25 protein-coding genes are annotated in these 25,097 nt (G+C 66.3%); 2 read left to right on the top strand and 23 right to left on the bottom strand.

All coding sequences use genetic code 11. The annotated features are described in order from the left end of the window. The first annotated feature begins 570 nt into the window (after positions 1 to 570). On the top strand, positions 571 to 1,497 hold the full coding sequence (mftM, locus tag ACPXB3_RS13995) for a mycofactocin oligosaccharide methyltransferase MftM (RefSeq protein WP_425705560.1): 927 nt from the start codon (positions 571 to 573) through the stop codon (positions 1,495 to 1,497). Between the two features lie 54 nt (positions 1,498 to 1,551). Here the strand turns inward: mftM and ACPXB3_RS13990 are convergent, their stop codons facing one another. From ACPXB3_RS13990 to murA, 12 genes are all read right to left on the bottom strand, one after another. Next, positions 1,552 to 2,211 (bottom strand): MadR family response regulator transcription factor, encoded by a 660-nt coding sequence (locus ACPXB3_RS13990; RefSeq protein WP_425727973.1) that lies wholly within the window; start codon positions 2,209 to 2,211, stop codon positions 1,552 to 1,554. Beyond that, on the bottom strand, positions 2,208 to 3,659 hold the full coding sequence (locus ACPXB3_RS13985; RefSeq protein WP_425705558.1) for a MadS family sensor histidine kinase: 1,452 nt from the start codon (positions 3,657 to 3,659) through the stop codon (positions 2,208 to 2,210). Before ACPXB3_RS13985 ends, ACPXB3_RS13990 begins: the two co-directional genes overlap by 4 nt. Beyond that, complete coding sequence (locus ACPXB3_RS13980) at positions 3,656 to 4,879, bottom strand: iron-containing alcohol dehydrogenase (protein WP_425705568.1); 1,224 nt, start codon at positions 4,877 to 4,879, stop codon at positions 3,656 to 3,658. The genes ACPXB3_RS13985 and ACPXB3_RS13980 overlap by 4 nt, the downstream gene beginning before the upstream one ends. A gap of 63 nt (positions 4,880 to 4,942) precedes the next feature. After that, on the bottom strand, positions 4,943 to 6,469 hold the full coding sequence (locus tag ACPXB3_RS13975; protein WP_425727971.1) for a VWA domain-containing protein: 1,527 nt from the start codon (positions 6,467 to 6,469) through the stop codon (positions 4,943 to 4,945). Positions 6,470 to 6,478: 9 nt separating this feature from the next. Beyond that, on the bottom strand, positions 6,479 to 7,789 hold the full coding sequence (locus tag ACPXB3_RS13970; protein WP_425727969.1) for an AAA family ATPase: 1,311 nt from the start codon (positions 7,787 to 7,789) through the stop codon (positions 6,479 to 6,481). Positions 7,790 to 7,947: 158 nt separating this feature from the next. Further along, positions 7,948 to 9,240, bottom strand: a complete 1,293-nt coding sequence (gene mdo / locus ACPXB3_RS13965; protein WP_425705555.1) for an NDMA-dependent methanol dehydrogenase — start codon at positions 9,238 to 9,240, stop codon at positions 7,948 to 7,950. A gap of 184 nt (positions 9,241 to 9,424) precedes the next feature. Beyond that, complete coding sequence (locus ACPXB3_RS13960; RefSeq protein WP_425705554.1) at positions 9,425 to 10,225, bottom strand: energy-coupling factor ABC transporter ATP-binding protein; 801 nt, start codon at positions 10,223 to 10,225, stop codon at positions 9,425 to 9,427. Further along, positions 10,222 to 10,998 (bottom strand): cobalt ECF transporter T component CbiQ, encoded by a 777-nt coding sequence (gene cbiQ / locus ACPXB3_RS13955; RefSeq protein WP_425705553.1) that lies wholly within the window; start codon positions 10,996 to 10,998, stop codon positions 10,222 to 10,224. The genes ACPXB3_RS13960 and cbiQ overlap by 4 nt, the downstream gene beginning before the upstream one ends. Positions 10,999 to 11,000: 2 nt before the next feature. Next, the gene (locus tag ACPXB3_RS13950; protein ID WP_425705552.1) at positions 11,001 to 11,432 is read right to left on the bottom strand and encodes a PDGLE domain-containing protein; all 432 of its coding nucleotides are present in this window, start codon (positions 11,430 to 11,432) and stop codon (positions 11,001 to 11,003) included. Continuing rightward, the gene (locus ACPXB3_RS13945) at positions 11,429 to 12,154 is read right to left on the bottom strand and encodes an energy-coupling factor ABC transporter permease (protein ID WP_425705551.1); all 726 of its coding nucleotides are present in this window, start codon (positions 12,152 to 12,154) and stop codon (positions 11,429 to 11,431) included. The genes ACPXB3_RS13950 and ACPXB3_RS13945 overlap by 4 nt, the downstream gene beginning before the upstream one ends. 194 nt (positions 12,155 to 12,348) lie before the next feature. After that, positions 12,349 to 12,696 carry an ArsR/SmtB family transcription factor gene (locus tag ACPXB3_RS13940; RefSeq protein ID WP_425705550.1) on the bottom strand — a complete coding sequence of 116 codons (348 nt, stop codon included), beginning with the start codon at positions 12,694 to 12,696 and terminating at the stop codon, positions 12,349 to 12,351. Continuing rightward, the gene (gene murA, locus ACPXB3_RS13935; protein WP_425727967.1) at positions 12,693 to 13,949 is read right to left on the bottom strand and encodes a UDP-N-acetylglucosamine 1-carboxyvinyltransferase; all 1,257 of its coding nucleotides are present in this window, start codon (positions 13,947 to 13,949) and stop codon (positions 12,693 to 12,695) included. Before murA ends, ACPXB3_RS13940 begins: the two co-directional genes overlap by 4 nt. A gap of 148 nt (positions 13,950 to 14,097) precedes the next feature. On the opposite strand from murA, the gene ACPXB3_RS13930 reads away from it, so the two are divergent. Continuing rightward, positions 14,098 to 14,709 (top strand): cob(I)yrinic acid a,c-diamide adenosyltransferase, encoded by a 612-nt coding sequence (locus tag ACPXB3_RS13930; RefSeq protein ID WP_425727965.1) that lies wholly within the window; start codon positions 14,098 to 14,100, stop codon positions 14,707 to 14,709. A gap of 13 nt (positions 14,710 to 14,722) precedes the next feature. Here the strand turns inward: ACPXB3_RS13930 and ACPXB3_RS13925 are convergent, their stop codons facing one another. The 11 genes from ACPXB3_RS13925 to ACPXB3_RS13875 form a co-directional block, all read right to left on the bottom strand. Next, a complete protein-coding gene (locus tag ACPXB3_RS13925; RefSeq protein ID WP_425705547.1) occupies positions 14,723 to 15,169 on the bottom strand; it encodes a DUF2550 domain-containing protein in 447 nt (148 codons plus the stop codon). A 167-nt stretch (positions 15,170 to 15,336) separates the two neighbouring features. Beyond that, complete coding sequence (locus tag ACPXB3_RS13920) at positions 15,337 to 15,717, bottom strand: F0F1 ATP synthase subunit epsilon (RefSeq protein WP_425727963.1); 381 nt, start codon at positions 15,715 to 15,717, stop codon at positions 15,337 to 15,339. A 9-nt stretch (positions 15,718 to 15,726) separates the two neighbouring features. Further along, positions 15,727 to 17,175 (bottom strand): F0F1 ATP synthase subunit beta, encoded by a 1,449-nt coding sequence (gene atpD, locus ACPXB3_RS13915; RefSeq protein WP_425705545.1) that lies wholly within the window; start codon positions 17,173 to 17,175, stop codon positions 15,727 to 15,729. Between the two features lie 65 nt (positions 17,176 to 17,240). Beyond that, a complete protein-coding gene (locus ACPXB3_RS13910; protein WP_425705544.1) occupies positions 17,241 to 18,173 on the bottom strand; it encodes a F0F1 ATP synthase subunit gamma in 933 nt (310 codons plus the stop codon). Positions 18,174 to 18,221: 48 nt separating this feature from the next. After that, positions 18,222 to 19,850 carry a F0F1 ATP synthase subunit alpha gene (atpA, locus tag ACPXB3_RS13905; protein WP_425727961.1) on the bottom strand — a complete coding sequence of 543 codons (1,629 nt, stop codon included), beginning with the start codon at positions 19,848 to 19,850 and terminating at the stop codon, positions 18,222 to 18,224. Positions 19,851 to 19,949: 99 nt separating this feature from the next. Next, a complete protein-coding gene (locus tag ACPXB3_RS13900) occupies positions 19,950 to 21,302 on the bottom strand; it encodes a F0F1 ATP synthase subunit B/delta (RefSeq protein ID WP_425727960.1) in 1,353 nt (450 codons plus the stop codon). Between the two features lie 2 nt (positions 21,303 to 21,304). Continuing rightward, complete coding sequence (locus ACPXB3_RS13895) at positions 21,305 to 21,817, bottom strand: F0F1 ATP synthase subunit B (RefSeq protein WP_425705541.1); 513 nt, start codon at positions 21,815 to 21,817, stop codon at positions 21,305 to 21,307. A gap of 58 nt (positions 21,818 to 21,875) precedes the next feature. Continuing rightward, complete coding sequence (locus ACPXB3_RS13890) at positions 21,876 to 22,139, bottom strand: F0F1 ATP synthase subunit C (RefSeq protein WP_006368525.1); 264 nt, start codon at positions 22,137 to 22,139, stop codon at positions 21,876 to 21,878. A 140-nt stretch (positions 22,140 to 22,279) separates the two neighbouring features. After that, a complete protein-coding gene (gene atpB / locus ACPXB3_RS13885; protein ID WP_425705540.1) occupies positions 22,280 to 23,038 on the bottom strand; it encodes a F0F1 ATP synthase subunit A in 759 nt (252 codons plus the stop codon). Next, the gene (locus tag ACPXB3_RS13880) at positions 23,035 to 23,451 is read right to left on the bottom strand and encodes a hypothetical protein (RefSeq protein ID WP_425705539.1); all 417 of its coding nucleotides are present in this window, start codon (positions 23,449 to 23,451) and stop codon (positions 23,035 to 23,037) included. Before ACPXB3_RS13880 ends, atpB begins: the two co-directional genes overlap by 4 nt. 297 nt (positions 23,452 to 23,748) lie before the next feature. Further along, complete coding sequence (locus ACPXB3_RS13875) at positions 23,749 to 24,984, bottom strand: MraY family glycosyltransferase (RefSeq protein WP_425705538.1); 1,236 nt, start codon at positions 24,982 to 24,984, stop codon at positions 23,749 to 23,751. Positions 24,985 to 25,097: the final 113 nt, after the last annotated feature.

Here is a 25,097-nt window from a genome sequence, read left to right as displayed (position 1 = left end):
CGAGTTCTCAACGAACACACACCCACCAACACCACCCCACACAGGAGCGAACTTCGGCGAGCTTGTTCTGTTTCGGATTCCGTCACCCGATCAAGGGCAACTCGTCCAGTGTGCCAGATCCCCGTGGCATCCGCAACCCTGCGGCTGCGAGCCTCCGGAACCCGGCTCCCCGATCAACATCCCGTACACATCACTGCGCATGGTTCGATTTCTCGGGGTCGGTCTGCGTCTGCCCGGTTTCCTCTCCCCGCCGAACTTCTCTCGAAGCCCTCCGGGGCGGCGCCGCGGCGCGCTGACTCGGATTAAGTTACGCACCGACCCGTGACGAATCAAATCGCCTGGTCAGATCTCGCTCCGGCAACGATCTCTGCAGCTCAATGCACATGTCACGCGGCGCGGGCCGGCCGTCGCCGACCGTTTCTGATCCGAGTCGGGTGGTGTGATCTGAGCCACGTGCACCTCGCACTCTCCGAACTTTGCCCTCTCCGAATTTCACCCTCTCCGAACGGTCAGCATGTACGCCCGCTCGGTCAGTTACGGTTCGAACGCGCGGGTCATAGCGTTTTCGTCGTGAGCGTGACGACGAATTCCCTGACAACGGGTCCGGGCCCTGGGGTTGCCGGTCTGGCGAGTGCCCGAACGTGCAGTGCCGGGCCGGCGACCGGTCGCCGGATCTCGGTCCGGCGGTCGGAGATTCTGCCGGCGGCCATGCACCACCTCGGCCGGATGGCCTGGTCGCACCACGATGGCCTGCGTCGGGACGCTGCGGAATCGGAATCGCTCGAGCTGGTCCACACCTTCACGACCGCCGAGATCTGCGATGACGTCATGGTTGCCGCACTCGACGAGCTCATCGGCGCAGATGTCTTGCACGGACAGTGGGAGTTCGAAGAAGCCGCGGTCGGACTGATCCGATCCTCCAGCGCTCGCAGCGGCGACGCCTGGGCTGCGTTCTACGACAACTCACTGCGCTCGTTGCGGGATGGCACGGCGTCGTTCGCCCCGGTACATCGACGCGCCCGGTCGCTGATCAGCGGTTCGAGCGTGCTGGAGGTGGGGTGTTGCTTCGGTCTGTTCGCGCTGCAGTGCGCCGAGACCGGACTGACGGTGTCTGCCTGCGACATCTCGGCAGGCGCCATCGACTTGCTCACCGCGGCAGCCGATCGCCGCGACACCCCCCTACGTGCCGTCGTCGGTGATGCGACCGCACTGCGGTTCGTGGACGATTCGGTCGACACCGTGACCCTGATCCACCTTCTCGAGCACCTCGGTGCCGAGCAGGCCCGGACAGCGATCACCGAAGCGTTGCGGGTGGCACGGCGCGCAGTGGTGATCGCCGTTCCCTACGAGGAACATCCGAGCGAACACTTCGGCCATCGCGTCACACTGGACGCTCTCGACCTGCAGCGATGGTCGGAGGAGGTAGATCATGCCGGAGCCGAGATCTTCACCGACCGTGGCGGCTGGCTCATCCTGACCCCAGGTCCGCCGAGCTGACCATCCGCGCCGAGCGGAACGGGCGTCCGAAACCGACGCTGCCGCGACGACCGGTCAGATCAGCCCACGCTTGCTCGCGATGTACACCGCATCGGTGCGCTTGGTGACGCCGAGCTTGCGGATGATGTTGCGGATGTGGAACTTCACCGTCGATTCAGAGATGAACAACGTCAACCCGATCCGCTTGTTGCTCATTCCATCGGCCAACAGCCGCAATACTTCTCGTTCCCGCTCGGTCAGCGTCGCCGAGCTGGCGCCGTCACCGGACACCGTGCGCAGGACGATGGCCGCGCTGCGCGGATCGAAGGCACTGCCGCCGCCCGACACCGACTGGATCGCACGCACGAGTTCGGTGGTGTCGACGTCCTTCACGACGTACCCGCGTGCCCCTGCCTTCACCGCACGGACCACCAGGTCGTCGTCGAGGAAGGTGGTCAACACCAGACTCGCCACCTCGGGGTGGCGGGCTGCGATCTCGGTGATCAGCCGCAGCCCTTCGTACTCGGTACCGGCCGTCAACTTGAGGTCGACGACGACCACGTCGGGTTGCGTACGTTCCACTTCGACGAGTGCGCGATCGAACGAATCCGCTTCGCCGACAACCGCAATCGTGTCTTCACGCTCCAGCAGCGACCGTATCCCGGCACGAAGTAACGCATGGTCGTCGACCAGCATGGTGCGGATCACCCCGATCGCGGTGTCCGAGTCGTTCATCTGGTGACCTCCTGTTGCGTTCGCGGGTCCACGCAGGCAACGGGACTCACGTTCATGCGATCGACGACGGCGCCGACCGGGATCTGGACCCCGACGCGGACGCCACCCATCCGGGATCGGCGGATGCGGAACTCGCCGCCGAGGTCGCGGGCGCGAGCGGACATGTTCGCCAGTCCGCGGTGCCGGCCGGCCAGGTCGCCCAGCGTCGCCGCGCGCATCACGCGGCGCATGTGGGCCGGGTCCCCCACGCCGTTGTCGTCGACGGTCAGGGACACGTCGTGATCGCCATAGGTGAGCACCACCCGTGCCGTCGTCGCCTCCGCGTGCACCACGGTGTTGAACAGCGCCTCCCCCGCGATGCGCAGGATCGCGTGCTGCACGTCGTCGGGCAGATCGCGCGGGCGGCCGATCACCCGCACCTCCGCCGGCATGTGCATCGAACACAGCTCGTCGATGACCTCGGCCAGACCGGAGCCCTCGACCGACGGCGACTGATTCAATGCGTAGATCACCGATCGCAGCTGCTCGACGGCGTTACGCGTCAGGGTGCCCGCGACCTCGAGTCGCTCGGCGGTCTGGGCGTCGCATTCCATGCGGCAGACCTCGATCTGCACGCCCGCCGACAGCACCGACTGCGTCACCGAATCATGGAGTTCGCGGGCGATGCGCTCGCGTTCTTCGGTAACCAGACGCTGCCGCATGACCGCCGACAGTTCACGTTGCGTGCGTTGCAATTCGACATTCTGTACCGCCAGATCTGCGGCCTGTTCCCGCGCTTTGGCATAGGCGCCCTCGGCGCGAGCGAGCTGATGACGGCTTTCCTCCAGCAACGCCGCGTTGAGCAACGCCACCACCGCCTGCCGCGCCAGGATGCGCATCACGACCAGATCCGCCGAGTCGACGACGTGCCGGGGCCGTGTCCACGCCGACAGTCCCCCGACGACCCGGCCGTCCAGGTGCAGCGGGACGTGCAGGCGATGTTCCTCGACGACCGGCCGGATGAGTTCGCCGAGCTGATTGCGCAGGATGTCGTTGAGCCAGTTCAACACCTCGTCGGGCAGGTGACTGGGAATCCGCGCCATCTGCACACCCTCGAATGCGTAGGTGGTGCCGTCACCGGCCATCATCAGGTGTCGCGGGCCGGTGCGATCGAGTTCACCGTCGCAGAGTGCAAAGACCACCCACTCGGCGTCCAGATGTTCGGCGACGGCGCGCACGACCGAGAGCACGAGCGTTTCGGGTCCTTCCGCGGTCTGCACCAGCGCACGCGAGATCCGGTCCAGGGCGCCGACCACGCGTGCCAGACGCTTCTCCACCCCCCGGTACTGCGCATAGTGCGAACCCTTGACCGAATGCAGGCCGATCAGTGAGTCGAAATCCGGGTAGGGCGAGGGGCTCGGTGACAACGAGGTGCCATCGTCTTCCGGAACGTCACCGGGAGCACTCATAGCGCCTCGCGATAGAGGCCGGCGACCTCGGCGGCGCTCGGCGCACGCGGGTTGGTCCGCATACAGGCGTCGAGAAGCGCATTCGCGGTCAGCGCGTCGACGTCCGCGTCACCGACGCCGACCTGCGCGAGGCGTCCCGGCATCCCGACCCGCCCCGCAAGTCGGTGTACCGCATCGGCGAATCGATCGGCGGTCACGTGTGCCGACGACGACACCGGGATGCCGACGGACTCCGCGAGGTCGACGAACGGCGCCGGATCCCGCTCGGCGTTGAACCGGATGACATGGGGCAACAGCACCGAGTTGATCGCGCCGTGCGGAGCGTCGCACAGGCCGCCGACCGGGTGGCTCATCGCGTGCGTGGCACCCAGGATCGCGTTGGTGAACGCCATCCCGGCTTCCAGCGCGGCATAGGCCATGTCGAGTCCGGCAGCCTGATCACCGGGGTCGTCGACGAATCGCTCGATCGATCGCCAAGCGGTGGCGATCGCGCTCAGCGCGGATCGATCGGTGAGTCTGGTGTGCGCCAACGATGCGTATGCCTCGACGCAATGGGTGACGGCGTCCATCCCGGATTGCGCGGCGACCTCGGCGGGCAACGTGGCCATGACGTGCGGGTCGATCACCGACACGTCGGGTACGAGCCCCCGGCCGATGATCGTCACCTTTGTCATCCGGTCCACGTCGTTGACGATGCAGAATTGCGAGACGTCCGAGCCGCTGCCGGCCGTGGTCGGCGCGGCAACCAAGGGCGGCAAGGGCATTCGAGCGCGATCGATGCCCTCATAGGACAGGATGTGCCCGCCGTTGGCGGCCAGGATGGCAACCCCCTTGGCGGCATCGATCACCGATCCGCCGCCCAGTGCGATGATTCCGTCCGACCGGGTCTGTTCATAATGCTCGAATCCCGCCGCGATCTGGTGCGCCCGCGGGTTCTCCGAGACCTCGCTGTACGACGCCACCGTGAGGTCTGCGGCGCGCAAGCCTTGCACCAGTCGCGGATACCACGGGGTGGCCACCAGATTCCGATCGGAGACGATCATCAGCCGGCGCAATCCCAAACCCGCAGCTGCGGTGGGGATCTCGTTCAGCGAGCCGGGCCCGATGATGATCTCGGGGGTGTGGAACTTCACGACCGGAATCCGCGCGGGCCGACCGCGGCGGTCTGCGAACCCGCTCGGCGGCATCTCAGCCGGCGCCGCGTCGGTATCGGCGTACATCACCCGATCACCCACCTCGTCACACCTGGATCGTTGCGCCGATCCTACGCGGCCGGACACCGCTCAGGCACCGTATGCACTGACCGAGACCTGCTCGAGAGCGGCCAGGTCGTGAACGACGTGGACTCGATCGCACAGCGTCGCGTATGCAGGCAGATCACAGGCACCCAGACCCCATGAGTAACTGGGCTCGGGGGTGATCCAGATAGTCTCCCGTGCTCGCCGGGTGATCTCCTCGAACGCCGCCAGATTCGGTTCACGGCCGTTGTTGCGGCCGTCGCCGAGGACGATCACGGTGGTCCGGCGCGTGATCGCCCCGCCGAACTCGTCGAGGAAGCTCTGCAGCGTCGACCCGTAGTCGGAATCGGCATCGGTATCGAGGACCCCGCCCGCGGGCAATCCTGAGACCACCAGCGACAAGGCCTCCTCGGCCGGGTGCTCGGCGAACAGGTCGGTGATCTCGACCAGATCGGCGACGAATGCGAACGACCGGACATGGGCCACCATGCTCTGCAGCCCATGCACCAATTGCAGCGTGAACCGGGCGGCGCTGCGCACCGACAGCGACACGTCGGCGAGGATCAGCAATGATGGGCGATCCTCGACCTTGGCGACCGTGATCGGCCGGAACGGCACTCCGTCGAACCGCAGATTGGCGCGCATCGTCCGGGCCGCATCGACGGTGCCTCGGGCGGCGCGCTTGCGACGTGCCCGGGGCGCCCCATGCAGCGAGCGGATCAGCCGGCGGATCGATTCCTCGAGACCGGCACGTTCGTGTTCACCGATGGCCTCGCGGGCCTGCGCCGCCACCTCGCGCTCCTCGATCTCGTGGTCGGTGGCCATGAGCTGCTCGAGGTGATCGCGCAGCTTCTCCGGCAACCCGTCGAGCAATCCCGCCAGGGCGTTGCGGAGCCGCGCGATCTCCTCGGCGTCCGGTTGCGGACCCGACAGGCCGCCGGCATCGTCGAGCCAATCCAGCAACGCCATCTCCTGGGCCACCGAGAGTTCGGCGTCGAGCTGCGTCGGATTCCCGGTCACCAACTCCCCCGGACGTCCCGGATTGTGTAATCGCGACACCGTCAGCTGTACCCGGGCGGCCTGCTCGGAATTGGGTACCGAATCGGCCGACAGCACGATCTCGTCGGTGAGCGAGGCCAGGTCGAGCTTGTTGGCCTCCTGGTGCAGGTTGTACTGCTCGGCGAGATCCTCCGGGTCGAAGAAGTCGCGGATATTCGACGGCGGCCCGTGGCTGTGTCCTTGCTGTGGGGTGTCGCCCACCTCGTCGGACAGGGTGTACTCCTGAAGGTCGCCGGTGTCGGCGAGATCGTCATGGGTATGCGAATGGCCGTGCGCGTCGGCAGCTTCCAGTACCGGTCGCAGCGAGAAGAACTTGTCGAAGACCTCGTCGAAGGTCTGCTCGTCGCGGCGATCCTTGACCAGACAGGCGGCCAGCGCCGAACGCATGAGCTGCCGATCGGCAAGGATCTCGGCGGTCCCGACCGCCGCCATCGCGTCCATCGCCTCCGAGACACCGATGCGTACACCATGCAGGCGCAGCAACCGCACGAATCTGTGGACCGCTCCTTCCATGACGGGCCCCTAGAACGGACGCTTACGGCGCGGGCCGGAGCCCGACCGCGATCGGCCCGGGTCGTTGCCGAAGGAGCGGCTGCCCTGCGAGGCACTGATGGGCCGGGTGCCGGCGTCGCTCCTGGCCCCCGGTGCGCCGTAGTACTCCTCGCCGTGCCGGCCCGGCATGTCCTTCTCCGCCCGTTTGGCCGCACCGCTGTGCCGATCATCGGCAGAACCGACCGGCGCATCCTGCTCATGCGCGTGGTCGTGTTCGTGCGTGTGGCCGTGCCCATGGGAATGGCCGTGCGCGTGGTCGTGCGAATGGAGATGATCGGGAACCTGCGCGTTGGGGTCGACCAGGCGTGGCAGGGCGTCGAGCGCGCGGGTGAGGTCGCGTTCGTATTTGACGACCACGTTGGCGGTCTGACCGAGGATCTCGGCCGACAGTTCGTCGGCGCCGAGCACGGCGAGTGTCCGGGCCCAGTCGATGGCCTCGGAGATGCTGGGCGCCTTGCGCAGATCGAGTTCGCGCAGCCCCCGTACGATCTCGACCAGCTTGGCGGCCAGCGTCTCGGCGAGGCCGGTGTCCTTGGACTTGATGATCTCCAATTCCCTCGTCGCGTCCGGATAGTCGAGCGAAAGATGCAGACATCGGCGCTTCAGTGCCGCCGACAGGTCCCGGGTGTTGTTGGACGTCAACACGATCATCGGCTGATGCTTGGCGACGAACGTCCCGATCTCGGGCACCGACACCTGATATTCGGCGAGCAATTCCAGCAGTACCGCCTCGAGTGCCTCGTCGGCCCGGTCGACCTCGTCGATCAACAGGACCACCGGCCGTTCGCTGCGGACCGCCTCGAGCAGCGGACGAGAGGAGAGGAACCGTTCGGAGAAGAACACGCTCTCCTCGGCACCGATCCGGTCGACCGCCTCGGCGAGGGTATCGGCGTCGGCGACGACCTGAGAGATCTTCTCGCGCAACACCTGGGTATAGAGCAGCTGTTTGCCATAGTCCCATTCGTACAGTGCGGTCGTCTCGTCCTGTCCCTCATAACACTGCAGCCGCAACAGGTCTCGTCCGGTCACCTCCGCAAGGGTCTTGGCGAGCTGGGTCTTGCCCACCCCCGCAGGCCCTTCCAGCAGCACCGGCTTGCCGAGCCGGCTCTGGAGAAAGACCGTGGTGGCCAGTCGCTGATCGGCGAGGTATCCGGCGTCGGCGAACCGCGTGACCACGTCGTCGACGTCGCGGAATCCGGCAGCCGGGACACTGTCGGGCACAGCGGTTTCGCCGGTTGCCGAGCCGGTCTCGTCATCAGTGGTCGCGGTGCAGGTGGGCATCGGTTTCTCCTGGTTCGGATGGTGTGCGGACGCTGATCAGTGGGTGGGTCACGCCGATGGTCGTCCAGACGGGGCGCCGGTGACCATCGGCGTGACCGCGGATATGCGGGGCGCGGTGGGGGCGCGCGCCCCGCACATCGGTCTCTTGCCGGTGCGTCCTACGGCAGCAGCTCGTCCAGGTCGCCGTTGAAGCTGTGCTCGACGACGGGCCGGACGGTCTCGAAGGTGCACTCCTTGGGGTTGCCGGGCGTACACGCGTCCCCGAGAACGTGATTGGTGATCGCGTCGATGGTCGCGGCGTCGGTGGTGATCTCCTTGCGGTTCTCGTAATACTTCGTCGGGCCCGCGCCGAGCCGGTTCTTCGGATAGGAGTCCTGCCTGATGTCGGCGAAGCGCTCGACGATGCCCACATCACGCAACAGCCGGATCGACGCCTCGAGCGCGGCGTCGGCGGCCTGCACCTTGGTCATGCCGTGGGTGTCGACACCCATCGCATCGGCCATGTCGGCGAAACGCTCGTACATCACCGGCATGTTGAACGCCCACACCCGCGGAAGCGCGATTGCGTTGTTGAGGCCGTGATGGGTGTCGAAGAACGCCGACACCGCGTGGCTGATGGAGTGGATGATGCCCAGCCCACCGGAGTTGAACGCCTGCGCGGCGATGTACTGCGCGTACATCATGCCCTCGCGGCCGGCGAGCTCGGTGGGATTCCAGGTCGCCTCACGCAGGTGCCGGGCCGTCATCCGCACCGCGTGCAGCGCATTGCCCATCGACGGCGGGAAATTCAGCCGCGACACGTACGGCTCGGAGGCGTGCGCGAGGACGTCGAATCCGCATTGCGCGGTGAACGCCACCGGGCAGTCGTAGTAGAGCACCGGGTCGTCGATCGCCAACGTCGTCACGGCCGCGTCATCGAAGGCGACGTACTTGTGAGGCTTGTCGGGATCGGTTGTGGTGTCGGTGATCACGTAGGCCCATGAGGTCTCCGACCCGGTGCCGGCGGTGGTGGAGACGGCAATGTGCGGCGGATTCTTGGGGTTCTCGCTCTTGTTGAATCCCTCGAACTCGTTGACGTTGCGGCCGTCGTGGGCCACCGAGATACGCGCACCCTTACAGGCGTCGTGGGCCGAGCCGCCGCCGATGGAGATGAAGGAGTCGCACTTCTCCGAGTTGTACAGCGAGACCGCGTCCATGACGTTGTAGTCCTTGGGGTTGGACTCCACCTGGTCGTAGAGGACGACCTCGAGGCCGTGATATTTGCACGACTCGACGATCTTGTGGACGGTGTCGCTGCCTCGCAGACCGGTGGTCATCACGAGGGTCTTCTGGAATCCGAGCTTGAGGGCCTCGGGCCCGATCATCTCGTGCGCGCCGGGACCCATCATCGCGCGGGGGAACGGATGAAACTCCTTGATGGGGAACGGCTTCAGTAGTTCATCAACTTGCATTCTGACTGACCTCCTTGGTCCGGCGCACACCGCGTGCCACCGCCTTGAACGTCGGCGACGTTACGCGCGTCACACCGGGGTACAGGAGGGCCCGAGCAGCAAACCGTCCCGTGGCGCTCCGAGTGCCCACCGAAGGTCAGGACCTCCCCTGACCGGTCGGCCAGGGTGGGCCCCGGGCATCCGGTCAGGGCGTGGAATCGGCTCGGGCCCCTGATCTCTCGTGGTCGTCGCGGCTTCGGCGGGCCCGTCGGATCGACTCGATGTCGAATCCCCAGGGCAACTCGAGCCGATGTGCCGCGAGGAGCGCCGGGTCCGCCAGGATGTCGTCGACGGCTCCGTCGGCGACCACACGGCCGGCGTCGAGGACGATTGCGCGGTCACACAATTGCGCGGCGTAGAGCAGGTCATGGGTGACGACAAGCATCGTCGTACGCAGACCCAGCAGGGTGTCGGCGAGTTCTCGGCGCGCCACCGGATCGAGGTTTGCCGACGGTTCGTCCAGCACCAATACCTCTGGGTGGCAGGCCAATACACTCGCCAGGGCACCGCGGCGGCGCTGCCCGCCGGACAGGTGATGTGGGCTACGGCGGGCATGTTCGGTCATCGATACCGCGGCCAGGGCCGCATCGACGCGACCGGCGAGTTCCTCGTCGCGCACACCGAAGTTGGCCGGCCCGAACGCAACATCTTCGGCCAACGTGGGCATGAAGAGCTGATCGTCGGGGTCCTGGAACACCAGCCCGACGCGACGGCGGACCTCGCGCAGCGTGGGCTTGCCCACCCGCACGCCCTGGATCGTCACCGCCCCGGCACTCGGCAGGAGAACTCCGTTGAGCTGCAACATCAGTGTCGTCTTGCCTGCACCGTTGGGCCCGAGGAGCGCGACGCGCTCCCCGGCCCCGATCACGAGGTCGATTCCGTCGACGGCCAGGTGCCCGTCCGGGTAGGCGTAGCGCAGTCCGCTGATCTCGATGGCCGGCGTCATCGCAGCCCCCAGGCGGTGGCGGCCACCACCGCCGCGATCAGCCCCGGCGTGGTGACCATCAGCCATTGGCCGGCGCTCGCGCGTGCCGATGACACCACACCGGGCATTTCCGGGATGGTCCCGGTGAAGCCGCGTGACATCATGGCGAGGTGGACCCGTTCTCCGCGCTCATAGGTCCGGAGAAACAGCGCCCCAACGCCTTTGGCCATGGCACCGGCCTGGTGGAGCGTCCGGGGCGAGTCACCGCGGGCGGCCCGGGCGATGTGCATGCGCCGGATCTCGGCCGACAACAGGTCCATGTACCGCAACATCATGACGAAGATGGGGGTGATCGTCGCGGGCACCCCTAGTCGGGTCAGCGCAACCGGCAGCTCACGCGCGGGTGTGGTGGCCGCGAACGTCAGCGACGCCGCCACGCCGAGCGAGCCCTTGATGACGATGCCCCATCCCGCGTAGAGGCCCGGCACCGACAACGAGAGCCCCATCGCCTCGACCCGTTCACCACCTTCGGCGAACGGCAGCAGCACGGCGAGAATCACGAACGGTGCCTCGATCAGCATCCGCGGCGCCATCCACGTCAACGGAATTCGCGCGGTCGCCCCGACCGCGGCGAGGATGACCGCGAAACACAGGTAGGGCCAGAACATCTCGCGGGGCGTGGCGACCACCGCGAAGACGAAGACCACCAGGGCGACGATCTTCACCTCCGCGGGCGCGCGGTGCACACCGGAGGCCCCCACACGGTAGAGCGGATGCGCGTGACCGGCTCCCACCGTCAGACTCCCCGAGATGTGGGTGCGGCACCCGGTTCCGGTGGCCTCGCGGACCCTCCGCGTCGGCGGCCGCCGATCACCCAGAACAGTGCGCCCGCAATCACGAGGGTGACGATGACACCGATGATCCCGGCGATCCCGTTGGTGTACCCGATCCCCCGGAACGCGTAGTGCGCCAGGGGTGATGAGGCCATCGCGTGATCGGTGGCGTGCTGGGCGATGCAGGTGCCCGTGAGGTGCTCGGTCCCGTTGACGTCGGTCACCCCGCAGCCCTGCCGGGTCGCCGAGTCGAGGCCGTCCGGCGACGAGCTGGCCAGGTAGGACACCACGCCGGCGATGAGCAGCGCCACCACGGCGAAGACGACGAGAACCGTACGCCGCCGCGGGAGCCGCCGAGTGCCTGCGCCCTCCTCGTCCGATCCGCTGGCGCTCATGAGTCGGCTCCGATCATCTCGACGGCGGTTGTGTTGCGCCGCAACAGATACACCAGATCGGGACGGGCGCGGGCGACGGCCACCACGGTCGCCGCGGTGATCAATCCCTCGCCGATGCCGATCAGGACATGGGTGCCCCACATGTAGCCCGCGACGGTGCCGATCGAGGTCGTCGCCGCGCCGCCGACGGCGTACTCGACGACGAAGCCCGTCGCCGCGCAGACGGTGCCGCACAGGGCCGAGACGAAGGCGACCACACCGAGACGACCGAGCGAGGTCATATCGGTTGTTCGTTTACCGAAACCGATCAGTCGGAACACGAGCACCGCGATCCCGTAGCCGGCGAAGGTCGAGATGAGGGCCATGTTGGTGATGTTGGCGCCGAGCGCCGTGATCCCGCCGTCGGCGAACAGCAAACACTGCACGATCAGCACGATGGCGATGCACAGCGCTCCGGTGTACGGGCCGACGAGGATCGCGGCGAGCGCACCGCCGAGCAGATGTCCGCTGACGCCGGGCAGGATCGGAAAATTGACCATCTGCACGGCGAAGATGAACGCCGCGACCAGACCGGCCATCGGCACCGTCTTCTCGTCGAGATCGGTGCGTGCCCGCCACGCGGACAATCCCAGACCCACGATGGCGACGATCCCGAACAACAGCGATGTCTGTGCGTTGATGATGCCATCGCTCATATGCATGGCGACAGTGGTGGTGGACATGACCGGTGTCCCTTCGAATCCCGTGGCGCCGGCGGCGAATACGCGACGCGGTAGGAAAAACGTTAGGGGCGGCCCCGATATCTGTCCACTTATTCAGATGTTGAGGCGCTCAGACTGTCCGTCCGGTCAGGTGTCGCACTGGCCGCACACCACCGTTCGGCCATCCGGTGGTGGCGCAGCGAGTCGACGCCCGGTCAGGTGTCGAGGTGGCCCGCGCCGATCCAGTGCAGGAGTTCGTGGACGGTCTCGTCCTCGAGCCGATAGCTCACCGAGCGGCCCAACCGGGTCGAGGTCACCCACCCTTGATGGCGCAGTACGCGCAACGCTTGCGACACTGCGGTTTCGGTACGTCGCACCTCGGTCGCGAGATCACCGACGATGATGCCCGGCCGACGGTGGAGAACCAGCAGGATCTCCAGCCGATGCGGATCCGAGAGCAGGTCGAATCGGGTTGCCCACGCGGCCACGTCGACCTGCCCTGTCGTCGCGCCGGCGGGATCGGACTGCCGATGGCCGGCGCCGGTCCCGGAATCGGTGTTCATCCGCGCACCCGCTCGATGCCGCCCCCGAGGCGGGTCAGGATCTCCTCGAAATGCGGGTAGCCGCGATCGATGTGCTCGATGTCGTGCACCTCGGTCACCCCGTCGGCCACCAACCCGGCCAGCACCAGCCCGGCGCCCGCCCGGATATCGGAACACCACACGGGTGCACTGGACAGATGATCGATACCGCGGACGACTGCGTGGTGACCGTCCGTCCGGGCGTCGGCGCCGAGGCGGATCATCTCCTCGACAAACCGGAACCTCGCCTCGAAGACGTTCTCGGTGATCACCGACATCCCCTCGGAGATGGTGGCCAGACCGATCGCCATCGGCTGCAGGTCGGTCGGGAATCCGGGGAACGGGAGCGTCGAGACGTTGACTGCGGTCGGTCGCCCCACGTGGCGCACCCGGAATCCGTCGGGCAACATATCCACCCGGGCACCGGCGTCGGCGAGTTTGGTCAGGACCAGCTGCAGGTGGGCGGGCGCAACACCCCGGACCGTCACGTCGCCCCGGGTCATCGCGGCAGCGATCCCCCACGTCGCACCGACGATGCGATCGCCGATCACGCGGTGAGTTGTCGGGTGTAGACGATCGACACCGGTCACCGTCAGCGTGGACGTACCCGCGCCCTCGATCCGGGCACCCATCTGCGCCAGCATGACGCACAGATCCACGATCTCGGGTTCACGTGCGGCGTTGTCGATCGTGGTCTGGCCGTCGGCGAGTACCGCGGCCATCAAGATGTTCTCGGTGGCCCCCACCGAGGGGAACTCGAGCGCGACTGGCGCGCCCACCAGCGAATCCGCCTCGGCCACCACGCAGCCATGCTCGATGGAGCTGTGCGCGCCCAGCGCCCGCAGCCCGGCCTGGTGCATGTCGAGGGGCCGCGACCCGATCGCGTCGCCACCCGGAAGCGCGACCACGGCACGTCGGCATCGGGCCATCAGCGGTCCGAGCACACACACCGACGCGCGGAACTGTTTCACCGCGTCGAAGTCGGCGTGATACTTCGGTTCGGCCGGGGCGTCGATCACCACGGTGTCGCCGTCGATGGTCACGACCGCACCCAGGCCGCGCAGCACGTCGGCCATCAGCGGCACGTCGGCGATCTCCGGTGAATTGGTCAATGTGGTCGTGCCCTCGGCGAGCAACGCGGCAGCCATGAGCTTGAGGACGCTGTTCTTCGCGCCGCCCACCGAGACCTCACCCCGCAGGCGGGCTCCGCCGGTCACCAGATAGCGATCAGTCACGCCAGACAGCTTATCCGCCGCCGCGCAGCGTTCCCGACGCCCGTCGGCCCGCAGCCGCCGCAACACAGTCCGGTGACCCGGCAGCGGGCTGCCCGCCCATCAGTCGCGGGCTGCCCGCCCATGCACTCACCGACTACATTCGATAGGTATGGCCGTCCATCTGACACGCATCTACACGCGCACCGGCGACGACGGGAGCACCGGGCTCAGCGACTTCTCGCGGGTGTCCAAAACCGATCCGAGGGTGGTCGCCTACGCCGACTGCGACGAGGCCAACGCCGCGATCGGAATCGCACTGTCGTTGGGAGGTGCGGTACCCGAAGAAATCGCCGCGGTGCTGCGCACCGTCCAGAATGACCTCTTCGATGCCGGCGCCGATCTGTCGACCCCGGTGATCGACAATCCGAAGTATCCGCCGCTGCGCATCGAGCAGGACTACATCGACGCACTCGAACACTGGTGTGACGCCTTCGGCGACGGACTGGCGCCGCTCGATTCGTTCATCCTGCCGGGCGGGAGTCCGCTCTCGGCATTGCTGCATCAGGCGCGTACGGTGACCCGCCGGGCCGAGCGCTCGGCGTGGGCGGCAATCGATTCCGACCCCGACGCGACTTCGGTGCTCCCCGCGCGCTATCTGAACCGGCTCTCGGATCTGCTGTTCATCCTGTCGCGGGTGGCCAACCGGAGCCCACACGGTGATGGCGACATCACCTGGCTGCCCGGCGGCCGACGGCAACGGCCCTCAGCGCCGACACCATAGGCCGCTGGTGCCCTCAGGCGCTGCGTCGACGCTGGGACCGATCCGAACGCCGCGACTCGAGCCACGACTGGAATGCGGTGACTCCCCCGGTGTCCCAGGCGATCTCGAAATCCTTGCCCTCGCCGGATCCGAGGGATTGGTGCACCTCGAGGATGATCATGCCCTCGAGGATGTCGCGTTCGCTGCCGACGGCCCGGCGCCGTCCGGTGATCTCAATCGCGCGTCGCGGGAGCGTTTGCGATGGCCCCGGGCGCAGCGAACTCAACCGGAAGTACCGCAGGGTCTCGTCGGTGTAGTGCACGGTGCCGTGCCGCCAGCCCTCATCGACATCGCCGGGCAGCGTCCGCAGCAGGACAGGCGTCCCCCCACGCCGTAACTGACCCACGCGATAGGTCAGCAGCACACAGACAGACAGCGCGATCAGGAGCAGCACACTCAGCGCGATGACGAGCTGGGACAACCAGTCGCACCTCCTCGCGCACGGCCCGACCGCGGCGATGCCGTCGATAGGCGACGTGGCTGTGATCGCGCGGGGATCTCCCCCAGCATGCCATCCGATACGCGAACACGACCGGCCACCCATCCTCGGGTGGCCGGTCCTGTCGTCACTGGATTGACTCCGCGAACTTACTTGACCAGTTGCTCTGCCGCGGACAACCTCGCCTGCGCGTGGTTGTACTCGTCGGTGCCGGGCTCGGCGGAATCGAGAATCGACCGCTCCGCGGTGATGTCGACCCCGTCGGCCCACTCGGCGGATTCGGCGAGAATCGTCACCGACTGTCCGGTCGTCGAGAGGAATCCGCCCTCGATTGCGGCAGCCTTACGCTCGCCGTTCTCCTCGACGATCACCACGTAGCCGCCGGGAACCAATTGGCCCAGCAGCGGTTCATGATTGGCCATCACACCGAGTTCACCCACGGTGGTGCGGGCGATCACAAAGGTCGCCTCACCGGAGTAGAGTTCGGCGTCCGCCGAGACCACCTCGACGTGAAAGGACTTGTCTGCCATGTTGATTCGCTACTTTCCGGCGATCTTCTCGGCAGCAGCCTCCACGTCGTCGAGACCACCGCAGCTGTTGAACGCCTGCTCGGGGTAGTGGTCGAACTCGCCCTTGCACACACGGTCGAACGCCTCGATCGTGTCCGCGAGCGGAACCACCGAACCCTTCTGACCGGTGAACTTCTCGGCGACCAGGAAGTTCTGGCCGAGGAACTTCTGGATGCGACGTGCACGCTGCACGGTCACCTTGTCCTCTTCGGAGAGCTCGTCCATACCGAGGATGGCGATGATGTCCTGCAGTTCCTTGTACTTCTGCAGGATGCGCTTGACCTCGTTGGCGACGCGGAAGTGCTCATCACCGACGATCGAGGCCTCCAGGATGCGCGAGGTCGACGTCAGCGGATCGACGGCCGGGTAGATACCCAGCTGAGAGATCGGACGCGAGAGCTCGGTCGTCGCATCGAGGTGCGCGAACGTGGTCGCAGGCGCCGGGTCGGTGTAGTCGTCGGCCGGGACGTAGATCGCCTGCAGCGAGGTGATCGAGCGTCCCTTGGTCGAGGTGATGCGCTCCTGCAGCACACCCATCTCGTCGGCCAGCGTCGGCTGGTAGCCCACCGCGGACGGCATACGCCCGAGCAGAGTCGACACCTCCGAGCCGGCCTGGGTGAACCGGAAGATGTTGTCGATGAACAGCAGCACGTCCTGCTGCTTGACGTCGCGGAAGTATTCCGCCATCGTCAGCGCAGACAGAGCCACGCGCATACGCGTGCCCGGCGGCTCATCCATCTGGCCGAACACCAACGCGGTGTCCTGCAGGACGCCCATCTCCTCCATCTCGAGGTGGAGGTCGGTGCCCTCACGGGTGCGCTCACCGACGCCGGCGAAGACCGACGTACCGGAGAACTCGCGGGCGATACGGGTGATCATCTCCTGGATGAGCACCGTCTTGCCGACGCCGGCACCGCCGAACAGGCCGATCTTGCCGCCCTTGACGTAGGGGGTCAGCAGGTCGATGACCTTGATACCGGTCTCGAGGATCTCCGTCTTGCCCTCGAGCTCGTCGAAGGGCGGCGGCTTGCGATGGATGCTCCACTGCTCACCGTCGCGACCGAGGCCGGGGCTGTCGAGGCAGTCACCGAGGGCGTTGAACACGTGGCCCTTGACGACGTCGCCGACGGGCACCCGGATCGAGTACCCGGTGTCGGAGACCGGCGCGCCACGGACCAGACCGTCGGTCGGCTGCATCGAGATGGTGCGGACCAGATTGTCGCCGAGGTGCTGGGCGACCTCGAGGGTCAGGGTCTTGGCAACCGACTCCAGCGCCACCTCGGCGTGTAGGGCGTTGAACAGTTCTGGGATCGAGCCCCGGGGGAACTCGACGTCGACCACGGGGCCGATGATGCGGACGATCCGGCCATCGGCCGACCCCGCCGACTGCGAGGATGGGGTTTCTACTGCTGCGGTCATGGTGGTTGGGTCACTTCCTCTTCTCAAAGTTTGTGTCCGGGCGGAGAGATGTCACCGGCGGGCGGCTAGGTCGCGAGTGCACTGGAGCCGCCCACGATCTCGCTGATCTCCTGGGTGATCTGCGCCTGACGGAGTTGGTTGGCATCACGCGACAGCGTCGTCACGAGGTCTTCGGCGTTGTCGGTCGCGGCCTTCATCGCCGTACGCCGCGCACCGAGTTCCGAGGCCGCCGAATCGAGGAACGCCGCATAGATCCGGGTGGCGACGTACCTGGGCAGCAGCGAATCCAGCAGCGTCTCGGCACTGGGTTCGAAGGTGTAGTTCCGCGACTCACCCGCTGGCCCGGAACCGTCATCTGCGGAACCCTCGGTGACCACCAGCGGCGCCATCCGACGAACTTCGGGAACCTGCGAGAGCATCGACGCGAACCTCGTGTAGACGATGTGTAGCTCGTCCACACCTTCGAGGCTGCTCTCACCATCGGGCCGACCGACTTCTTCGCCCGAGCCCGCATTGAACAGGTCGACCAGGAAGTTGGTCACTTCGGCGGCATCTGCGTAATCCGGCGACTGGGAGAACCCGCTCCAGGAGTCGCCCACGTCGATGCCACGGAAACCGAAGTATCCGATCCCCTTGCGACCGGTGACGAACAGTACGGGTTCCTTGCCCTCGTCGCGCAGAAGTGCCATCAGTTCTCTGGCCGCCCGCAGGACGTTCGAGTTGTAACCGCCGCACTGACCGCTGTCGCTGGTGACGACGAGCACCCCGGCGCGTTTCGGGTTCTCCCGCTCGACCAGGATCGGGTTGTCGAGGGTCGCGGCGTTGCTCGCCAGTTCCGAGACGACCTTGGTCATCTCTTCCGAGTAGGGACGGGCAGCCGCGATCCGGGCCTGGGCCTTGGTGATCCGCGACGTGGCGATCAACTCCTGCGCCTTGGTGATCTTCTTGGTCGACTGAACCGATCGGATACGCGAGCGCAACTCACGAATGCTTGCCATGAGTGTTCACCCTTCCTTTCGCGGAGTCCGTACGAGCGTCGGCGATCATCACTTGCGGATCTTGATCTCTTCGTGCGCGACGTCCTCGAAATCCATCGGGGCCGCCTCGGCCTCATTGACCACGCGCCGGCCGTCGTGGGTGAGGTAGCTCTTCTTGAACTTGTTGGTCTCGGCGACCAGCGCCTCGGCCTGATCGTCGCCGAGCACCTTGCCACCGGCGATCGAGTCGTACACGCCCTTGGCGTTGTGATGCAGATGGCCGAGCAGCTGGGTCTCGAAGTTGCGGACGTCGTCGACCGGCACCGAGTCGTAGTGGCCCTCGCCGCACAGGTAGATCGAGACAATCTCGTCCTCGACCGAATACGGGCTGTACTGATCCTGCTTCAGCATCTCCACCCAGCGCGCACCACGCTCGAGCTGCGCCTTGGATGCGTCGTCCAGGTCAGAGGCGAACGCCGAGAACGCCTCGAGCTCGCGGAACTGTGCCAGCTCCAGACGCAGCGAACCGGACACCTTCTTCAGACCCTTGGTCTGAGCGGCACCACCGACGCGAGAGACCGAGGTACCGACGTTGATCGCCGGGCGGACACCCTTGTTGAACAGGTCGGACTCGAGGAAAACCTGTCCGTCGGTGATCGAGATGACGTTGGTCGGGATGAACGCCGACACGTCGTTGGCCTTGGTCTCGATGATCGGCAGCCCGGTCATGGAGCCGGCGCCCATCTCGTCGGAAAGCTTGGCGCAACGCTCCAGCAGCCGCGAGTGCAGGTAGAAGACGTCGCCGGGGTATGCCTCGCGGCCCGGCGGGCGGCGCAGCAGCAGCGAGATCGCGCGGTAGGCCTCGGCCTGCTTGGTGAGGTCGTCGAACACGATCAGGACGTGCTTGCCCTGGTACATCCAGTGCTGACCGATTGCCGAGCCGGTGTAGGGAGCCAGCCACTTGAAGCCGGCCGAGTCCGACGCGGGGGCGGCGACGATGGTGGTGTACTCCATCGCGCCCGCCTCTTCGAGCGCCGTCTTGACGCCGGCGATCGTCGAACCCTTCTGACCGACCGCCACGTAAATGCAGCGAACCTGCTTGTCGGGGTCACCCGATTCCCAGTTGGCCTTCTGGTTCAGGATGGCGTCCACACAGACCGCCGTCTTGCCGGTCTTGCGGTCGCCGATGATGAGCTGCCGCTGCCCGCGGCCGATCGCGGTCATGGCGTCGATGGCCTTGATCCCGGTGGCCAGCGACTCCTCGACGGGCTGGCGTTCCAGCACCGAGGCCGCCTGCAGCTCCAGTACGCGCTGGTCCTCCGCCTCGATGTCGCCGAGGCCGTCGATGGGCGCGCCCAGCGGATCGACCACGCGGCCGAGGAACTTGTCGCCGACCGGGACCGAGAGGACCTCGCCCGAGCGGCTGACCTGCTGGCCCTCTTCCAAGGTCTCATAGTCACCGAGGATGACCGCACCGATCTCATCCTCGTCGAGGTTCAACGCCACACCCAGCACGCCGCCGGGGAACTGCAGCAGTTCGTTGGCCATCGCGCTCGGCAATCCGCTGACGTGGGCGATGCCGTCCGCGGTATCGGTGATGATGCCGACCTCGTCGCGCGAGGCTTCGGCGTCGAACGACGAGACGTACTGCTCGATCGCTCCCTTAATCTCGTCTGCTGAGATCGTCAACTCCGCCATGGGTTCTCGTCTTCCTTGCTCAGTCCGTGCAGTGGTTCGTGGTGGGTGGTGAGTCGATATCGGTGGTCGCCGGTCTGCGGGTTCCGCGCGGCAACTGGTTCAACGCGGTAGTGTCTCGGCCGCCTTCGCCAGTCGGGTGGCGATATCGGCCTCGATCACCTCGTCGCCCACGCCGATGCGCAGGCCACCGATGATCGACTCGTCGACTTCGGTCTGCACCGAGATCGTGCGGTGGTAGATATTTCCCAGCACCGCGGCCAGGCGCGTGCGCTGCGACTCGGTCAGTTCGACCGCCGACATCACGTGCGCGACCGTCTCACCGCGTCGTGCGGCAGCGAGCTCGGCCAGGCGCGCGACGGCAGCCTCCGACGGCTGACCGTGCAGCAGTGCGACGGTATGCGACAGCAGGTACCAGGTGTGCTCGCCTACCTGCTCACCGATGAGCGAGCGCAGCAAGTCGATACGGCCCTGCACCGGACGCTGGAAGTCGGCCAGCAGTGACGCCAGTTCAGGGCTCCCGTCCAGCAACCGGCCGACGCGGAACAGCTCGTCCTCGGTCTCCTCGAGGGTGCCGTCACGCTCGGCGGCCGCAAGGACCAGCACCGCGTTCTGACGCCGTAGCGCCGCCAAGAAGTCGGTGCTCTGCGACCAACGCTGCGCCGCCGCCGAGGCGACGGTGTCGACCACGATGGGGGCCACCTTGCCATCGAACAGGTTGTGCACCAGCTGCTTCTTGGCCGCCGGGTTGTCTTCGTCCTCCGTCAACCGTTTGCGGAGTACCGGATTGTCGAGGAGGAACCTGATAACCGATGCGAGGTCTTCCGACGCGGCCGTCAGCGACCTTCCGTCGAGCGCTCCGCCGGCCGATTCGAATTCGGCGCCCACGGCGCGCGCAGCGTCCCGGCTGGTGGCGTGCATCGAGTGCAGCCCGATCAGATCCGAACTCGCCGGCACCGCCGAATCCGGCTGTCCACCAGACGACATTCCGTCGAGCTCACCGATCGCCCGATCGATCGCCGCCTTCTGATTGTCGGCCGACGAGAGGTGTTTGCGCACGATCTCCCCCGCTCCGTCGACCGCGCTCAGTCCGAGTTCGGCGCGAAGTTGCCGCACCAGGCCGGTCCGAGCCAGTTCGGCTTGGGATTTGCCGTGCTCGCTGATCCGACGTACCTCGGAATCAGCAAGGGTCGTGAGATCCTGCTCGATCGACCTCGCGTCGTCGAGCGCACCGTCGTGCAGTTCCTGTGCCTCGGTCTTGGCCCGCTCGATGGCGCGGTCGTGGGCCGCCTGGGCGTCCTGCGCCCGCGCCTTCGCCTCGTCGCTGTCGACCATCTGCTGACTGATCGCGTCCTTCTGGGCGAGCACCGCCTTGCGCAGCGGGGGCAGGACCCATTTGATGAAGACCGCGACGATGACCGCAAAGCCGACGAGTTGTCCGATGAAAACGTCCACTGTTACTTCACCGTCTCTGTCTGCTGGGCCCCAGCACCGGCTGCGGCCACATCGGTTCCCAGGACACGACCGGCCAGCGCCTCCGACAGCCGGCTCACATCCCGCTTGGCAGTGGTGACCGCCGTGTCGGCCTCGACCTTGAGATCCGCCGAGATCTTCGCGAGCGCGGCATCGGCCTCTTCGGTGGCCTTGTGCTTGGCCGCCGACACCTGCTCGTTGCCACGGGCGCGGGCCTCGTCACGGATACCGGTGGCATCGCCACGGGCATCCTTCAGCCGCGCTGCGTACTCCCGGTCGGCGTCCTCGAAGCTCGCCGCCGCCGCCTTGTTGTCCTCGACCGTCTTGGCCACCCGCGCGTCGCGTTCGTCGAGCACCTTCAGGATCGGCGGGACGACGAACGCGCGGATGACGATCAGGACGACGACGAAGATCAGCAGGCACGCGATCAGCGTGCCGTTCGGGATGAGGAAGTTGGACGTCTTCTCCCCGGCTTCTTCTGCGGCGAGACTCATCATTTTGGATGTCCCCTATCGGGATTTCGAACTACTGCAGCTGTACGGACGACGCTTCGGCTCAGGATGCGCCGTAGGTCTGAGCGGGGTTGGCGAACACGAACAGCGCCATGAAGGCGAGGTTGATGAAGTACGCCGCCTCGACCAGACCGACGGTGATGAAGAACGGTGTGAACAGACGTCCCTGGGCCTCCGGCTGCCGGGCGATACCGGCGATGAGCTGCGAGCCGGCGATACCGTCACCGATGCCGGCACCGATCGCGCCGCCGCCCATGATGAGGCCGCCGCCGATCAACGCGCCCATGCTAACCAGATTCGGATCCATTGAGATCTTTCCTTTCGGGTGGAACTGGCACTCTTGGTTGCCAGGTCTGTGGGTCCGGTCGGCCGGGCCGACCTTGTCTATATAGGGGGATGGGTTTCGGGTGGCCGGCGCTTACCTCTCGTGCGCACCGGCCGGTGGTGCTAGTGCTTCTCGTCCTCCATCGCCTGACTGAAGTAGAGGATTGTCAGCAGTGCGAAGATGAATGCCTGGATGAGTCCGATGAACATGTCGAAGGCTTTCCAGATCGCGTTCGGTGCCCACAGGATGTAGGCGGGGAACAACGCGATCAGGGCGACCATGACGCCACCGGCAAACAGGTTGCCGAAAAGTCGGAGAGACAGCGACAGCGGCTTTGCGATCTCCTCGATGATGTTGATCGGGGCCAGGCCTGCGGCGTGTCCCTTGACCAGCTTGCCGAGGTGACGCAACGGTCCGCGCCGGCGCATACCGGCTGCGTGGTACCAGACGAACACAAGGATCGCGAGCGCGTAGGTGAAGTTGGCGTCACCGGATGCCGGCCCGATCAACTCGTGCGTCGCTCCGCTGCCGGTCGCGTATTGCACCGGCAGCACCGAGAACCAGTTGACGATCAAAATGTAGGTGAACAGTGTCACCGCCAGCGGCAGCACGAACGGCGCGATCTTCATCCCGATCGCGCTCTCGATCTGGTTGCGCATCTGGACGGTGATGACCTCGAAGTACAGCTGCACGGTGTTGGGCCGGCGCGAGGTCATCCTGGCCTTGACGAAGAATGCGAGCGCGATCACGATGACCGCGGCGATCGCGGCGGAGATGATCGTGTCCATATTCCAGGTCATGCCCAGCCACTCCACCTCTTGGTGGTGGCCGACCTCGATCTTGGCCTCGGCCAGGTACAGCGCGTCAGACGGTGCGGTCATAACTGCTTACGAAGTCCTTTCATCACCGGAATCACCGTGTTGAGTACCAGAACCACCTGGCCCAAAGCGAGTCCGAACATCACGCCCAGCCCCTCGGGCCGGACCAGAATGGCTGCGGCCAGGGCCAGCGCGGTGATCACACCGAGCCGCAGCGCGGAATTGACGGCCAACAGCTTTTTGCGGGGATCGGACTCGGCGGCGACTCGCGAGACGGCCATGGTGACCATCTTCGCGTTGAGCAGCACAGCCACGACCCCCACCGCGAAGAAGATCGCGAAGAGAAAATGTCCCACATAGATCGACACGCCCGCCACGATCATCGTGAAGGCGCCGGCAATGATCCCGGGGCGAACCAGACCGGTGGGTGCGGTCGGGTAATAGACGGGAGCCGAATCGGGGGCAGATGTCGTCATCGCCTCTCCTCACCTCTCCTTCGAACCCCGCCGTGGGGACGGCAGACGGCATCGAGCGTAGCTGATGGCAGCCGAGAGCCACCGCGCGTACGCTCCGCGTTGTTGAGACCCTACCAAGCCCCTGTGACCGCCCCACCAGGGGGCGACCGCATCGGAGCAGCTGGGTAGACCGGCCCGACGGGCCGATCCGTTGTCCGCGGCGCCGAAACGAGCGCCACCGAACTACTACCGGCAATAGTACATGGTCTTTACCTCCGGATTACCCGGCCCTGTGGAACAGTGGTCGCCGGTGGACAGTCATTGCCGCGGAGCGCGGACCACCGGTCCCGCGTGAGCCGTCCGCATCTGGGCAATGCGCCGCGACAGTCGCGGCGCCATGGTCGCCAACATCGCCAGGACGAGGCCGCCCGCGAATGCCGGGGCGACCACAGATATCGGGAACAACGTGCTCGCGGCCGCCGAGAACGCCAGGATCGCCACCCACAGGTAGATGATGATCGCGACTCGTCGCTGTGAATGGCCGAGCTCGAGTAATCGATGATGCAGATGCATCTTGTCGGGTGTGTAGAACCCGACCCCGGCCCGCGTCCGCCGGATGATGGCCATCAGCATGTCGAGCATCGGCACGAATACGATCGCCGCCACCAGGATCAGTGGAAGCAACAGTGTGAAGACGTCGGCCGAGCCATAGGCGTTGACCGCGATACGGCCCGACGCGCTGGTCGACGCGGCCGCAAGCATCAGTCCGATGAGCATCGCCCCGGAATCGCCCATGAAGATTCGCGCCGGTGAGAAATTGTGCGGCAGGAATCCCAGACATGCGCCGGCGAGCACCACCGAGATGAGTGCGGGCGGGTAGTAACTGACATCTCCGCCCCGGTCGCGCAGCAGTCCCAGCGAGAACAAGCAGATCGCCGATGCCGCGATGAATCCCAGGCCGGCGGCGAGACCGTCGAGACCGTCGATGAAGTTGATGGCGTTGATCGTCGCCACGGTGATGACCACGGTCAGCAGGCCGGATTGAAAGGGATCCAAGACGATCGTCCCGATGTCACCGAACGGCACCGGGATCTGCAACCAGCTCACCCCCATGATCACCATCACCCCGGCTGCGGTGAGCTGACCGACGAACTTGGTCAGCGCGTCGAGCCCCCACCGATCGTCGATGACGCCGACGATCACGATCACCGCACCTGCCGAGATCACTGCCCCGATGTCGTTGGTGTAGGCAAATCCCCGGTTGAGGGCCGGCAGGTTTGCCGCAAGAGCGACCGCGGCGACGATGCCGGCGAACATACCCAGACCGCCCATCCGCGGGGTGGGGATCAGATGGACGTCGCGTGCACGGGGCACCGCGACCGCGCCGACCTTGATCGCGATCACCCGCACCGCCGACGTGAGCAGGTACGTGACGGCGGCGGCACTGAGTCCGACGAGCAGCAACTCACGGAAGGGCACACCCGCACCGCCGCTGACCTCGCCCGCGGCCAGCAACGAGAACGCCTGCCCCATGCCGGGATCGACCACACTCATCGTGTACGACTCGCCGCCACATCATCCGGCGCCACATCATCCATGGCCGTGTCACTCATGGCCGTATCGCTCATGACCGCGTCACTCATGGCCGCGTCACTCATGGCCAGGGC

Source organism: Gordonia sp. DT219, from assembly GCF_049847065.1.
Classification (GTDB): domain Bacteria; phylum Actinomycetota; class Actinomycetes; order Mycobacteriales; family Mycobacteriaceae; genus Gordonia.
The sequence above is the reverse complement of the archived record's forward strand: the minus strand, read 5'-3'. Positions and strand labels throughout refer to the sequence as shown.

Bases quoted from the DNA above. Each gene is read 5' to 3' on its own strand.
- ACPXB3_RS13990 (WP_425727973.1), bottom strand. From the start codon at position 2,211: ATGAACGACTCGGACACCGCGATCGGGGTGATCCGCACCATGCTGGTC.
- ACPXB3_RS13985 (WP_425705558.1), bottom strand. From the start codon at position 3,659: ATGAGTGCTCCCGGTGACGTTCCGGAAGACGATGGCACCTCGTTGTCA.
- ACPXB3_RS13980 (WP_425705568.1), bottom strand. From the start codon at position 4,879: ATGTACGCCGATACCGACGCGGCGCCGGCTGAGATGCCGCCGAGCGGG.
- ACPXB3_RS13975 (WP_425727971.1), bottom strand. From the start codon at position 6,469: ATGGAAGGAGCGGTCCACAGATTCGTGCGGTTGCTGCGCCTGCATGGT.
- ACPXB3_RS13970 (WP_425727969.1), bottom strand. From the start codon at position 7,789: ATGCCCACCTGCACCGCGACCACTGATGACGAGACCGGCTCGGCAACC.
- mdo (WP_425705555.1), bottom strand. From the start codon at position 9,240: ATGCAAGTTGATGAACTACTGAAGCCGTTCCCCATCAAGGAGTTTCAT.
- ACPXB3_RS13960 (WP_425705554.1), bottom strand. From the start codon at position 10,225: ATGACGCCGGCCATCGAGATCAGCGGACTGCGCTACGCCTACCCGGAC.
- ACPXB3_RS13950 (WP_425705552.1), bottom strand. From the start codon at position 11,432: ATGAGCGCCAGCGGATCGGACGAGGAGGGCGCAGGCACTCGGCGGCTC.
- ACPXB3_RS13945 (WP_425705551.1), bottom strand. From the start codon at position 12,154: ATGTCCACCACCACTGTCGCCATGCATATGAGCGATGGCATCATCAAC.
- ACPXB3_RS13940 (WP_425705550.1), bottom strand. From the start codon at position 12,696: ATGAACACCGATTCCGGGACCGGCGCCGGCCATCGGCAGTCCGATCCC.
- ACPXB3_RS13930 (WP_425727965.1), top strand. From the start codon at position 14,098: ATGGCCGTCCATCTGACACGCATCTACACGCGCACCGGCGACGACGGG.
- ACPXB3_RS13920 (WP_425727963.1), bottom strand. From the start codon at position 15,717: ATGGCAGACAAGTCCTTTCACGTCGAGGTGGTCTCGGCGGACGCCGAA.
- atpD (WP_425705545.1), bottom strand. From the start codon at position 17,175: ATGACCGCAGCAGTAGAAACCCCATCCTCGCAGTCGGCGGGGTCGGCC.
- ACPXB3_RS13910 (WP_425705544.1), bottom strand. From the start codon at position 18,173: ATGGCAAGCATTCGTGAGTTGCGCTCGCGTATCCGATCGGTTCAGTCG.
- atpA (WP_425727961.1), bottom strand. From the start codon at position 19,850: ATGGCGGAGTTGACGATCTCAGCAGACGAGATTAAGGGAGCGATCGAG.
- ACPXB3_RS13895 (WP_425705541.1), bottom strand. From the start codon at position 21,817: ATGATGAGTCTCGCCGCAGAAGAAGCCGGGGAGAAGACGTCCAACTTC.
- ACPXB3_RS13890 (WP_006368525.1), bottom strand. From the start codon at position 22,139: ATGGATCCGAATCTGGTTAGCATGGGCGCGTTGATCGGCGGCGGCCTC.
- atpB (WP_425705540.1), bottom strand. From the start codon at position 23,038: ATGACCGCACCGTCTGACGCGCTGTACCTGGCCGAGGCCAAGATCGAG.
- ACPXB3_RS13880 (WP_425705539.1), bottom strand. From the start codon at position 23,451: ATGACGACATCTGCCCCCGATTCGGCTCCCGTCTATTACCCGACCGCA.
- ACPXB3_RS13875 (WP_425705538.1), bottom strand. From the start codon at position 24,984: ATGAGTGTGGTCGATCCCGGCATGGGGCAGGCGTTCTCGTTGCTGGCC.